The sequence below is a fragment of the Niallia sp. WK069_GA_01 genome (assembly GCF_983173855.1).
This window is the reverse complement of record NZ_OZ470138.1, coordinates 3,606,094-3,619,316: the sequence shown is the minus strand read 5'-3', so window position 1 is coordinate 3,619,316 and position 13,223 is coordinate 3,606,094. Positions and strand designations below refer to the sequence as shown.

10 protein-coding genes, 3 pseudogenes and 1 CRISPR repeat array are annotated in these 13,223 nt (G+C 35.1%); of the genes and pseudogenes, 7 read left to right on the top strand and 6 right to left on the bottom strand.

Annotated elements, in window-relative coordinates; all coding sequences use genetic code 11:
* Window positions 1–92 precede the first annotated feature (92 nt).
* A complete protein-coding gene (locus AC5LWL_RS16985) occupies window positions 93–404 on the top strand; it encodes a hypothetical protein (RefSeq protein ID WP_493435413.1) in 312 nt (103 codons plus the stop codon).
* Between the two features lie 2 nt (window positions 405–406).
* Here AC5LWL_RS16985 and AC5LWL_RS16980 read toward each other — a convergent pair whose 3' ends face one another.
* The 5 genes and pseudogenes from AC5LWL_RS16980 to AC5LWL_RS16960 all read right to left on the bottom strand — a co-directional run bounded on the left by AC5LWL_RS16980 (window position 407) and on the right by AC5LWL_RS16960 (window position 4,615).
* Window positions 407–1,156 (bottom strand): ABC transporter permease, encoded by a 750-nt coding sequence (locus AC5LWL_RS16980; protein ID WP_493435412.1) that lies wholly within the window; start codon window positions 1,154–1,156, stop codon window positions 407–409.
* A pseudogene (locus AC5LWL_RS16975) lies at window positions 1,153–1,900 on the bottom strand (ABC transporter ATP-binding protein). The gene AC5LWL_RS16980 and the pseudogene AC5LWL_RS16975 overlap by 4 nt, the downstream one beginning before the upstream one ends.
* Window positions 1,901–2,094: 194 nt before the next feature.
* Window positions 2,095–2,349 (bottom strand): GyrI-like domain-containing protein, encoded by a 255-nt coding sequence (locus tag AC5LWL_RS16970; RefSeq protein WP_493436641.1) that lies wholly within the window; start codon window positions 2,347–2,349, stop codon window positions 2,095–2,097.
* A gap of 163 nt (window positions 2,350–2,512) precedes the next feature.
* Window positions 2,513–3,853 carry a transposase family protein gene (locus tag AC5LWL_RS16965; protein WP_493432582.1) on the bottom strand — a complete coding sequence of 447 codons (1,341 nt, stop codon included), beginning with the start codon at window positions 3,851–3,853 and terminating at the stop codon, window positions 2,513–2,515.
* 96 nt (window positions 3,854–3,949) lie between these two features.
* The gene (locus tag AC5LWL_RS16960) at window positions 3,950–4,615 is read right to left on the bottom strand and encodes an AraC family transcriptional regulator (protein ID WP_493435411.1); all 666 of its coding nucleotides are present in this window, start codon (window positions 4,613–4,615) and stop codon (window positions 3,950–3,952) included.
* 403 nt (window positions 4,616–5,018) lie between these two features.
* On the opposite strand from AC5LWL_RS16960, the gene AC5LWL_RS16955 reads away from it, so the two are divergent.
* The 3 genes from AC5LWL_RS16955 (at window position 5,019) to AC5LWL_RS16945 (ending at window position 7,697) form a co-directional block, all read left to right on the top strand.
* On the top strand, window positions 5,019–5,678 hold the full coding sequence (locus AC5LWL_RS16955; protein ID WP_493435410.1) for a response regulator transcription factor: 660 nt from the start codon (window positions 5,019–5,021) through the stop codon (window positions 5,676–5,678).
* A complete protein-coding gene (locus AC5LWL_RS16950; RefSeq protein ID WP_493435409.1) occupies window positions 5,675–7,087 on the top strand; it encodes a sensor histidine kinase in 1,413 nt (470 codons plus the stop codon). The genes AC5LWL_RS16955 and AC5LWL_RS16950 overlap by 4 nt, the downstream gene beginning before the upstream one ends.
* Before the next feature lie 76 nt (window positions 7,088–7,163).
* A complete protein-coding gene (locus AC5LWL_RS16945) occupies window positions 7,164–7,697 on the top strand; it encodes a hypothetical protein (RefSeq protein ID WP_493435408.1) in 534 nt (177 codons plus the stop codon).
* Between the two features lie 429 nt (window positions 7,698–8,126).
* On the opposite strand, the gene AC5LWL_RS16940 is transcribed toward AC5LWL_RS16945, so the two are convergent.
* Complete coding sequence (locus AC5LWL_RS16940) at window positions 8,127–8,342, bottom strand: hypothetical protein (RefSeq protein WP_493435407.1); 216 nt, start codon at window positions 8,340–8,342, stop codon at window positions 8,127–8,129.
* Window positions 8,343–8,849: 507 nt separating this feature from the next.
* Between AC5LWL_RS16940 and AC5LWL_RS16935 the strand changes: the two genes are divergently transcribed.
* The 3 genes and pseudogenes from AC5LWL_RS16935 (at window position 8,850) to AC5LWL_RS16925 (ending at window position 13,213) form a co-directional block, all read left to right on the top strand.
* Window positions 8,850–10,016 (top strand): pyridoxal phosphate-dependent aminotransferase, encoded by a 1,167-nt coding sequence (locus AC5LWL_RS16935; RefSeq protein WP_493435406.1) that lies wholly within the window; start codon window positions 8,850–8,852, stop codon window positions 10,014–10,016.
* Between the two features lie 371 nt (window positions 10,017–10,387).
* Window positions 10,388–10,751: a CRISPR direct-repeat array (repeat unit 34 nt; unit sequence TGTCTCACTCTGTATGGGTGAGTGGATTGAAATA).
* 95 nt (window positions 10,752–10,846) lie between these two features.
* Window positions 10,847–11,175 (top strand): annotated as a pseudogene (locus AC5LWL_RS16930) (transposase); the annotation flags it as partial.
* 676 nt (window positions 11,176–11,851) lie between these two features.
* Window positions 11,852–13,213, top strand: a pseudogene (locus AC5LWL_RS16925) (ABC transporter substrate-binding protein).
* Window positions 13,214–13,223: the final 10 nt, after the last annotated feature.

The following is a 13,223-nucleotide window of genomic DNA, read 5'->3' as shown; positions in this document are numbered from 1 at the left end:
GTTGGAAAAGAGCGGAACTACAAAGGATGACATTGGGTCTGCCCGTTAAGAGTGGGATAAATAACGGATGAAATAAGGGTGATGAAAAGAATATGAGTTTTAGAACAGTAGGAGAACTGATTGCACTTTGTATGGAACGTAACCAATCTATTTCAGAAGTAATGATAGAATCCGAGAATAATTTAACAGGAAAAAACAAAGAAGATATAATGTTAGCAATGGAAAAGAATTTACAAGTGATGGAACAAGCTGTAAATAGAGGGTTAATAGAGCAGGGGAAATCAATAACTGGATTAACCGGTGGAGATGCTGTGCTATTAGGCAAGTACTTAAAAGAGCAAAATCCACTGTCACCACCCGAAGTTTGTCATGATTTTTCGGCAAAATACGAATGGTGGCAGTAGGTTTATCTTTTAACTAGCTGTTGATAGGAATTAAAGAAAGTTGGATATATAAGTCTGCTTAAAGTAAAGCAAGTGAGTGTTGCAGAAGCCATCATGGCAAAGGTGATGAGCAGCTGGAATTTAACTGCCTCTATCGGACTTGCGCCGCCAATAATTTGACCAGTCATCATGCCAGGAAGTTGAACAAGACCGATTGTTTTTTGACTTTCAAGTGTTGGAATCATACTAGCCTTGATGGCTGACTTTAAAATGGAATGAATAGCTTGCTTTGGCGTGCCACCTAGTGCAAGTATTAATTGAATTTCTTCTCTTCGACTATCTACCTCCGCATGCAGCCTGTTTAAAAATAAACTAGAAATAACCATTGAATTTCCTATTATCATTCCGCTGACTGGAATAATGTATCTAGCTGTTGGAGGGATGATGTGAATAGTTAAAAGAATTCCTTGTGTAATAGCTTCAACGATTGCTAGAGTAATAAACACTCTCCAAAATGTTTGAAATGCTTGTTGCTTCTTTTTAACCACATTTTGAGCAGCAACGGTTAACATACAAAGAAGAATTAAGATAATGAAAAAAGGGCTGTTTTTTTCGAAAATAAGCGATAATACATAGCCAATGAGGAATAACTGTATGACTGCTCGAACACTGGCAATAACAATATCCTTTCCGATTTCGAGCTTGAATGATTTAGAAAAAAATAAGGCAATAAACACAAAAATAATGGTAAATAATAAAGAAATATTGCTCATACAAGTGCTCCTTGTAGGAAGGCAAGTGTTTCCTTTTGCTTCGGAGCTGTAAAAAACGAAACAGTATCAGCACTTTCAATAAGTTTTCCATCTACTATCAGCCATACTTCATCTGCTAATCGTTTTGCTTGCTCGAGGTTATGAGTAACCCAAATAATCGTTTTGTGTTGCTCTTTATTTAACTGAACAATAAGCTGCTCTACTTCATGAGTAGAAGCAAGGTCTAATGCAGATGTAATTTCATCTAGAAGTAAAATATCAGAAGCATTGGATAATGTACGAGCTAAGGAAAGCTTTTGTTTTTGCCCACCTGATAAATCTTTGGCATCTCGGTCTAATAAATCGCTTGATAGCCCAGTTAAGGAGCAAAGCTGTTCAGGTGAAAGATGCTGGTTGTTATGTAATTTTTGGACGATTAACATATTATCACGAACAGTCCCGTCTAGTAGTGGGGCTGATTGAAAGAAAGGCAATTCCTACTCTTTTTCGCAATGCCGAAATATTCCACTTTTTAATCTCTTTTCCGAATACGTTTATTTCTCCTTCATCAGGTGTATGAAGCAGGTTACACATAGAAAGTAGCGTGCTTTTTCCAGAACCTGAAGGACCAACAATCATGACAAAAGAACCTTTTTTAATTACCCCAGATACTTCCTTTAAAATGGTGTGAACTTCCTCTTTTTCCACATAAAATTTTTTTACTTTTGTAAATGTAATAGCCTCTTGAATATGTTTATTAATCATAATGACTCCTTTTTTAATCAATAGAAAGGTATAGTGAGATTTTATCATATTTTGGCTATAGATGGGTTCGAACTTTTGGATTTGAATGGGAATGGAAGCATCATCTTAAAGTGGGGAAGTTGGCGGGAGATGCCATATAGGCTTAACGAACAATCAGTAGAGAAGAAAACCTCCCACTGATTGTTCGTGTTCCTTTATCTTTTCTGAACAGCAATCCAAACTTCACTATAAGCGTAATCTTTTTTGTTTTTATCCATTTTAGTAAAGGAAAACGTAGGGGCATTTATTACTTCATAATTGGAAGAAGGAAGCCATTCTGAATAAATATTTGCCATTGTTTCTTGTAACATAGAAGGGAAGGGTCCCTCGTTTGGGAATATTGCCCAAGTATGTGTGTCAACAGGAACCGTTTCTAACCAGCTCCGAGGAGTAAACTTTGATAAAAAAATGTGAAAGATGTTAAAGTAACTTATTCACATGTAAAAATTTACCATTGTCATTTTCGTCCTTTTTACCAAAAAAGACAAGCCAATTTCGTCATTTCCATTGTGAAATTGTGGATAACTACTTTTCTCTTTCCCAACACCACATCCTTTTGTTATAATTATGGCACTAGGTAAATCTAATTTGCATTGGTTTTCCCAGTTGTACTATATCCTCGTTTGTTAGTGTTTGCCCGCGCAAGGCTTCTAACAGTCGCGAGGATATTTCTTTTACCGTTTTTTTGACGCGCTTCAATGCTTTCGACCCTTGCTCATGAAGCACCATTATGATTTCTGTAATCTGGGCCAATAAATAATGATTTTTCATGGCATTGTAATTTTTACTGCTTGCGTGTTGAATGTGATAGCGTAGGTTTTTTTGTCTGTTAAATCCCTCGTTTTCTATTTTCCAACGGCTTCGTCCAGTGTTAACGAGCCTTTTGGCATTCTTTTTTGTGATTTTTATGTTGGTAAGGAAAAGAAACTTTTGTTTTCCCTTTTTCGTCTCCATTTCGTATTCCAGCACACTTTGTTGATGTTCCCTATAAACAATTCCGTTCACCCAAGTAATTCTTCCTTGTTGGCTATCTTCATTTATATTCAAGACATTGTCTTCCATATTTTTTAATACCTGAAACTCACTGGCAATACTTTTGATGCGATCTTCCTTGAATCGAAATAAATAGTTCCACTTATATTTCTTGCATTGGTTAAAGACCTTTTCACACGCATAAAGACTATCGGCAATGATACAGATGGGCAGCCGTTTGAATGTGTCTTTAAGTCTTGTAGCCAATCGATAAAAAGCATTTAGTTCACAATCTTGTTTCTCCACGTCTTCCGATTCATTTTCAATAAATTCTGAGTCAACACTCAGCACCATATCTCCAACAACCAATTTAGCTTCTAGGACGTGATGCATATAGATGGTCTTTGTTTTTTCTTCACCCGTTTCCTTATCCTTTTCCTTGTAATTTCGTCTCAAGCAGTGGTCACAATGCTTTTCATTAAACGTGAAAATGCCTGTACCATCAATGATAACGCCCCAATATTTCCCCTCAATCCGATAAGAATCAAAGCACCTCTTTTTCAATAATTCTTTGATCATGTACGTTCGGATATGTTCAAGTTCTGCTGGTTTCAACCGAGAAAGAAAATTATTGATTGTGTCATAGTGGGGTAATTCTTCCAAATGTTCAATCCCTAAAATTTTTCCTATATTTTCAATGCACTCGTCCTTGTTGAATTCATTCGTCATTTCACGCATGCTTTTTAGATTACAGGTGTTTTTTAAAATAACCATCATCAAAAGGACTTCTGGGTCATAAATGGTATAGCCCTGGTGTCTTGGATCCTTTACTTTTTTAAGCAACTTATTAAAATCTTTAAAAAAGTGTTTCTGCGTTTTCAGAAACTCGAATAAAAAGTTTATCCCTTTTTCTTTATCACGTTTGTCTTTTCTAGTTATCATAAAAAAAATCCTCCCAAATATCAATATAATAGGGTTTTGTATATCCTAATTATCCTATATTTGGCGAGTGTTAGGTGGAATTATCTCGAAAAACTTTTACTCTTCAGAGCTGGTTTCTAACGAAGCACTTACTTGGTTTTCCGTTGTTAAAACGCCTATCAGGTGAGTTAAGTCACCTTCTTCTTTTAAGAAATTAGCGTCAGCTTCATAAGAAGCATTAACGATTTCATAAGGTTCCATATTTTGAAGAGAATGCATCTCTTCTTTTTGTGCATTCGTTATACTTTTTGCAAGCTTCACAATTTCGTTATTGACCCCTTCAAATTGTATAGGAACACGTTTGCTTACACCAACTAAGTTAAACGCTGGTTTAGTTTCTATTCTAAATTCCATCGTAATTCCTCCTTTGACAGTTATGGAAAAGGAAAGTTTGGGAAACGATTTGCTAATGCCCTTTTTGATGACATCAGATGGTAAAAACCCACTCCATTTTTTAAATGCTCGGGTAAATCCATCCAGTGATTGGTAACCATATTTAAAAGCAACATCGGTAACTTTCTCTCCATGTAATAAATCCATATTTGCTTCCGATAATTTCCTAATTTTAATATATTCACTAAGCGTTATTCCTGAAAGATAATAAAAAATTTTTCTGAAATGGTAATCAGAAACACCTGCATATTCAGAAATTATTTTCAGAGATAAATCATCGGTTAAATGTTCTTCAATATAGTCAATGACATCATTTAATTCTTTTAACATAGGATTCCCTCCTTTCTATATCTGTATCTTATCAAAGCTATTTTATCGCTACTCGACTTTTTTTACATAAAAAGTATCGAATGGTAAAATAAATGTTCGTTGTAGTCTATCTAGATTCTTCCTAATGCAGAAAATGAAGCTTGGAGAATGAGGTGATCACTAGATTGCTAGAAAAATATAAACAAATTCCATTTGTTAAGTGGACAGCATTCTACTTGGGAGGGAGCCATCTATTATGCTTCTAATGTATTATCAAAAGCGATATATTCCATTTTCAACAGATATAAGAAGACCATCTTGGATATTCGGATTTTTCAAAGGGGTGGCTGTGGCAAAAGGTAGGAATGAGGAATGCTATAATATACTATATATCTTATTACCATTTAGGAAAAGAGGTTTCATTGTGCCAAAAATACTGATTGTAGAAGATGATCATGCAATTAATCAATTAATCTTTATGAACTTAGAATTAGTTGGGTATGAGTGTAAGCAAGCATTTGATGGAAACGAAGCGCTTAGCATTTTGAATCATTGGAAGCCTGACTTAATTTTACTTGATGTAATGATCCCTTATATAGATGGATTTTCTTTAATGGAACAAAAAAAATTTACTCACATACCGGTTATTTTTGTCACTGCAAAAGATAATGTGTCCCATAGAGTAAAAGGTCTAAAACTCGGTGCAGATGATTATATTGTAAAACCATTTGAATCCATTGAGCTAATTGCTAGGGTTGAAGCTGTGTTACGTCGTTCTCAACCTGCTAAAAGAAAATATATTATCGGAAATGCCCTAATTAATTTGGATCAACATATTGTGATCGTTAATAATGAACCAGTAAGCTTGACTAACCAGGAATTTGTTCTCTTGGAAGTACTTATTAATAATTGTAATTTAGCTTTATCAAGGGAACAATTGCTTAACTTGGCTTGGGGGCATGATTATTTCGGGGATGCTAGAACTGTTGATGTACATATTACGAAATTGCGAAAAAAGTTACAATTAGAAGACTACATCCAAACTGTTTATAAGTTCGGATATCGACTGGAGATTCAAACATGAAGTTTTGGCAAAAAATATTTTTAAGTACTCTGATTATTTTTATTGTTTTATTTGATGTTGCAGCTTTTGTCCTTGTTTCATCCTCTTACCATTTCAATCTACAGAGAGAAGAGGAGAATAGTATTCGGGAACAATCGGTTATTTTAGTTTCGATTGAAAACAGCATTAATAGCACCAGCCCATTATATCCAACGATTTCTTATGATAAAGAACGCCTTGACTCTATTGTTAAACCACTAGCAAACTATTATGAAAATCAACAGGTTTACCTGGCGTTATACAAGGTTAATACGAAAATTTATTCTAACGCTCCAACCTTTGATGCTAACCTATTAAATCATCTGGATAAAACAAAGCGAACGATACAAACCAAAAAAATTGGAAATCAACGATATTTATTTGTCGCTTCACCGTTATCATCCAACCCTGATTTAACATTTATTTATGTTCGTGATATTAGTCAACTAGATTCCTTTCTCTCTTCAATGATTCATGTGTTTGTAATGGTAAGTATCCTCGTATGTATGCTATTGGGGATTTCTATCTTTCTACTTTTGAAACACTTAACAAATCCTCTCCATAAATTAAATGCCATTACAAGTGAGATAGCAAATGGAGCCTATCACAAAAGAGTTCATATTAATCAGAAGGACGAGCTAGGTGAACTAGGTGACACCTTTAATCTCATGGCTAATTCTGTAGAGGATAAAGTAAAACAATTAACACATGCCTCTGAAAATAAACAGCAGTTTATTGATAATCTCTCCCATGAAATGAAGACACCACTTACTTCTATTTTGGGGTATGCTGACTATCTCCAAAAGGCTAAGTTTACCGAGGAGCAGCGAATTATCGCAACCCAGCATCTTAAGGAAGCGGCAGGAAGACTACAAAATTTATCTATTAAACTGCTTGATCTAACGAAAATGCGTGACAAAAAGAAAGAGTTTGAGGAGATTAACACAGAAACCCTCTTTAACTCCTTACAAGCCTTTATGACGCCAATTTTGAAAAAGAAAAATATTCACTTAGAAACACAGGCAATCGTAAAAACCTTGGTGGGGGATGAAACATTATTGCTGTCCCTTCTTATTAATTTAGTAGAAAATTCCGTAAGAGCATCTAGTGAAAACGGTAAAATAAAGGTAAATACATATGTTAATGAAAAGAACCAGCCAATTTTAGAAGTAATAGATAACGGTATTGGTTTAGATAAAAAAGAAATCGGAAAAATAACCGAACCATTTTACCGAGTCGATCAATCTCGTTCTCGTCAATTTGGAGGATTCGGACTAGGTTTAAGTATCGTTGCCAAAATTGCCAAATATCATGATGCAAAATTAGAAATTCACTCTCAACAAGGGATAACCACACGAATTATTTTTAACAACTCGATAACAACTTCCTAGCAAGCCTGAAATATTGTCTCTGTATTCTATTTCATATAAGGGATACTACATACCAATTATAAGAGGAGAGGTTCCTATGAAAAATAAAAAATATATAGTTGGCGGTACTGTCACTGGATTGGCTTTTGGAGCTGTACTTTTGTTCAACAGTTTCGTTTTCCCTTCTGTGCTGGCTGCTAGCCCAGGAAATTCCGAGATTAAAACAGTACCAGCTACAACCATTGAACAAGATCAATTAATAGAGCCTGTAACAGATCCAACAAGTGATATGGCTCATTTAGGAATAAAGAATGGTGTTCAAGAAAAAACAGCATTAAAAATAGCCATCCATGCATTCAAAGGAATAAAAGATGTCAGTAACCTGCCGTATTCTATCCACATTGCAGATGATTACTCACCGGTAGATCCAATTAAGTGGAATATTGTATTTTACGATGATAATGATGGGTATAACGCTGACATTAACCCTTATACTGGTGAAGTTATTACGCTTGAAAGTTTTTCTGGTGTTAAAGCAAAGCTCTCAGAAGACGTGGAAATAGCAAAAAAACAAAAACAAGAACTACACGACAAATATTATAAACTAATCTATTCCATTTACAATAAATAAACTAGGAAAGTATCCCTTATATAATGATAAAAAGTATTCTCGTCAAAATAGTAATTGGCAAGAATACTTTTTTATCATCTAGGAAGTGATAAACGAAATGGGAAGGTGGATAACTTGACGGTTGATAAGAAGATGCCAGCCCTAATTGAGGACGGGGCTATACATATATAAAAGAACGCTTTGATTGACATCAACTAGAAAGGCTATGATTAATTTGTTAAAATCATCATAGGTAGAATAGAATTTTTATCAAAAGAGAATAAACATGACAGTTAAAGTTAAATTAGAAGATATAATAAATAGACGCGTTGGATTTTGGTAGCGAAGAATGGCTGACATTGATCGATACACGAACGGGTGAAGTGGTACATATACCTTTAGAAGATATGAGAGCGGCTGTTGAAGTAACAATGGTGGTTATTAGGATTTCTAATTGAATGACGCACCGTTAATAAACTCGACTTTATTAAGAGGATCTTTTAAAGTAAGTCCATAAGCAGATAAGCGATAATAATTAATTCTTTGTAATGTTTTTTCGGCATTTTCAGAATTATCTATATGCAAATTTCTTCTTTTATATAACTCTACTTGTTCTTGGAACGTAGTAGGAGGTTTTATATTAGGTTTGTTATTTTCAGAATCCAATTTAAATTTCTCCTTGAAATAAAATGACCCACCTTGGTCCGCATTGTTAAGAGGCGTGGTGGGTTCTGTTAATATTATAATACAGTCAATATTGGTGTTAGTCAATGTTATAATCTACTTCAATAGAGGATATTTTGCCAGCTATTCAACAAGTAGTTGCTATAGAAACAAAGATGAAAAAACGGTAGCTTTACGGTTAAATCATCCTACTATAGGTATCAAGAAAAAAATTCTATAGTTACATTGTTATTATAGCAAATAAGATATAGGGTGGCTTGTGCTCTAGAAGAATGTGGCATGGATAATAAGAAATTTGCAAAGGTAGGGGGGATTTTTCTTGCCCATCGGTTTTATACTAAAGCGCTTACGTTGTGGATTTTATATGTTTATACAAGAAATAATGCTTTTTTCTTTCGTTTTTTTGTGATTTTTTCTAGATTTTTTTCATCATTAAATATAAAATTTGATTAATCGAATAAGTTTACTATTAATTAAAGGTGGATTCATATGGAGCATTCAGATCGTTTAAAAAAATTACCAGTGCAATTTTTTGCATCTCTTGTGCAAAAGGTTAATAAAGCAAAGGCAGAAGGACGAGATATTATTAATTTAGGTCAGGGGAATCCTGATCAACCGACATCACAGCATATTGTTCGGGCACTACAATCAGCAGCAGAAGATCCATTTACACATAAATACTCGCCATTTCGGGGGATTGAAGAATTGAAACAAGCTGCTGCGGAATTTTACCAGTCGGAATACGGTGTAAAGATTGATCCGCAGACGGAAGTTGCTATTCTTTTTGGCACAAAAACGGGACTTGTCGAGATGCCGATTTGCTTGATGAATCCAGGGGATCTCATGCTACTTCCTGATCCGGGTTACCCTGACTATCTTTCAGGGGCTGTGCTTGCAGATGTAACGTATAAAACGTTCCCGTTAAAAGTAGAAAATAACTTTCTTCCTGATTTAGAAAAAATAGCAGAAGAAGATAGGCAAGCGGCAAAGCTTATGTATTTAAATTATCCGAACAATCCAACAGGTGCAGTTGCGAATCAGGCATTTTTCGAAGAGACCGTCGCATTTGCCAAAAAGTATAATATCGCCATTTTACATGATTTTGCTTATGGCGCAATTGGTTTTGATGGCAAAAAGCCTGTTAGCTTTTTAGAAACCCCAGGTGCAAAAGATGTTGGTATCGAAATGTATACATTATCAAAAACATATAATATGGCAGGCTGGCGCGTCGGGTTCGCTGTCGGCAACCCTGTTATGATTGAAGCATTAAATTTAATTCAGGATCATCTTTTTGTTAGTTTATTCCCTGCTATTCAAAAAGCAGCGGTTGCGGCACTGACTGAAGATCAACAATGCGTACGAGATCTTGTAGAAAAGTATGAAAGTCGTCGCAATACGTTAATTTCAGCTTGTCTTGATATCGGCTGGAAGGTAGAAGCGCCCCTAGGCTCCTTTTTTGCTTGGCTTCCTGTCCCTACTGGCTATACAAGTGAGCAATTCTCTGACTATTTATTAGAACATAGCAATGTTGTCGTAGCACCAGGGAATGGATTTGGGGAATATGGTGAGGGCTATGTGCGTGTTGGTCTTTTAGAAGAGGAAAACCGAATAAAAGAAGCGGTAGAGAGAATCGCCAAACTTAACCTTTTTACATAGAAAAATTAGTGTGAAAACAACTGCCCAGACAAATGGTTTTCTTTCCATTAATCAACGTACCTTGGGTGATTTTAAAATTATTTATTAGGGACCAAAAAAAGAAGGTAAAAAGATTAGTAGAACGTATGGAAGTAAATAGGAAGTAGATACTAAGCGGTTGCAAAAATTGTATACGGAAACGTCTTTTTAATAGAATAATTGTAGTGCGAATGTGAAGCTCACATAAACATATAAGGGGATTCGCACTAAAAAATATATAAAATGAAGTGGGGAAAATAAGAAATGTGATAATATGTCTCTTGCAAACCAAGAGAAATAGCGATGATTGCATGAAACGGAGTGTAATATTTCCCGCTTTGTGTAAAAACCGCTGTCTCACTCTGTATGGGTGAGTGGATTGAAATCTTATACTGATGTAGCATCTGATGAAGTATTTCAGTCTCACTCTGTATGGGTGAGTGGATTGAAATCTTGAAATATACACACAAAACGATGTGTTTGAATGTCTCACTCTGTATGGGTGAGTGGATTGAAATAAGATGCACTTGCAGCATCGCGTCTTGGTTGCTGTCTCACTCTGTATGGGTGAGTGGATTGAAATAGTTGAAAACAGCTGGTTATATTAACTACTTAATGTCTCACTCTGTATGGGTGAGTGGATTGAAATAATTCGTCTGCTAATTTATCCGCATTCTTTTTATCGTCTCACTCTATATGGGTGAGTGGATTGAAATACGCTTGGAATTAATACTGGACTTGACATACCACTTAGTTATCCAGAATTTTTAAGGTCAAGTAGACTACAGATAACACATTTGAGGAGAATCTACATGGCCAAAAGAGAACGCCGAACATTTACTGAAGGCTTCAAGCAACAGGTTGTGCAACTGTACCAAAATGGAAAACCAAGAAAAGAGATTATTCGTGAATATGACCTTACTCTCTCATCTTTAGATAAGTGGGTGAGTTAGAGTCAAAAATCAGGTTCTTTTAAGGACAAAGACAATGTAACAGATGAGCAAAAAGAATGGATAGAACTCCGAAGAAGAAATAAGCAGCTAGAAATGGAAAATGAGATTTTAAAGTAAGCCGCGCTGATACTAGGACGAAAGTAAATGCAATCAAGAATAACCAACACAAATACGCAATATCAGCAATGTGAAAGGTCCTAAAATTATTTTTAAGAAAATAAAAAATATTCAGAAAATTAGTATTGCATTATTAACTTATTAATAGTATTCTATTCATAGATTAACAATATTTTTACGGAAGGAGGTACAAGTATCAAAGTGGTAGTACCGGTTTATCCACAAGAAATATCTTCAAGCGGGAATTAAAGTCTTCAAAAGAAACTCTTACATCAAAGAGCCACTACTCTCAACGGAAATACCAACATCAAAGAGTACAAATCCTCTAAGTGATACCAAAACATCAAAGAGCTAATACCCTCAAAGTAATACTAAGCATCAAAAAACAATAACCTCCTAGAACAATTTGCATAATGAACTTACGCTATTATTCGAAAAGGAAGCATGACATGTTTTGCAACCACTGCATCATATTTTAAATACCACTATGGAAAGTTGTGTGTTTTTTTATGAATGAATATTAATAGATGGGAGTGTTTATGTGAGAATGAAAACGATGATTTTTATTCTTATTTCTATTTTGATTGTAGGGTCTCTTGCAGCTTGTACGTCAAGTTCTAATAGTTCAGAATCTTCTTCGGGAACGGAAAAACGAATGAAAAATTAAACATTGCTTTAACAGCTAATCCATCTTCATTAGATCCTCATATAGGTTCACAGATAGTAACTGGCACTATTGCTTTGCATATGGCAGAAACATTACTTACATACGATAAGAATTATCAAGTCGTGCCACTTTTGGCTGAAAGTATTGATATTAGTAAAGATGGTAAAACAATTACGTTTCCCTTGCGAAAAGAGGTTAAATTTCATAACGGGAAAGCCCTAACTGCCGATGATGTCATTGCTTCCTTGACTCGCTGGGGGAAATTAGCAATAACAGGAAGAGGAGCCATGAACGGGGTAAAGATGGAAGCTCCTGATGAAAATACGGTGGTTATGAAATTGCCAAAACCTTCTATCACTATTTTATATGATCTTGCCTATCCCTCCTCATTAGGTCCTTATATTTATCCAAAAGAAGTGATAGATAAAGCAGGGGATAATGTAATGACAGAATATATTGGCACAGGTCCTTATAAATTTGTTGATTGGAAAAAAGAACAGTATGTTCACTTAACAAAATATGATGATTATAAGAGCTTTACTGATGAAACAAGTGGTTTGGCTGGTAAAAAAGAAGCGAATGTAAAAGATTTATATTTTCGTTTTGTTCCAGATGCTACCACCCGATTAAATGGTATCAAATCTGGTGAATATGATTTTGTCGAAGCAATGCCACAAGATCAATATAGTCAACTTAAGGAAGACCCTAATCTTTCTGTACAAGTTTTGAAGCCTTTTTTAGATGATTCTTTGGTATTTAATAGCAAAGAGGGCTTCTTTTCAAATGTGAAGGCAAGATAAGCAGTTGCTGCTGCAATGAACATGGATGAAATAATGTTAGGTGCTGCTGAACATAAAGATTTTTATCAAGTTACTCCTGGGCTCATCCAGCAACAACCAGCTGAATGGTATACCGATAAAGGCAAAGAATATTTTAATCAGAATAATCCTGAAAAAGCAAAAACATTGCTGAAAGAAGCTGGTTATAATGGAGAAACCATTACAATCTTAACAACAAAAGATTACTCAAGTATGTATAATACTTCGTTAATGATTCAAGAGCAGTTAGAAAAAATAGGTATGAAAGTTAAGTTAGATGTATATGACTTTCCAACAATGCTGGGTATGCGTACAAAAGCAGATTGGAATGCTCATATGACTGGTTTTGCGCCACCGCCAGAACCAACACAGATTTTTTTCCTTGATTCACGAAACCAACATGCCGCAGGATATGCAAATCCAGAGATGGATAAATTGATGGATCAAATACGTTATGCTCCAACGAAAGAAGATGCTATTGCTGCTTGGGAAAAAGCCCAGCAGTTATACTGGGAAGAGGTTCCCACGATTAAGTTTGGAGATACATTTGGATTTAATGTGATGCAAAAAAATATGAATGTTATTTCAGCGTTTGGAGTTACTACATTTTGGGATGCTAAGTAATTTAAAAGCT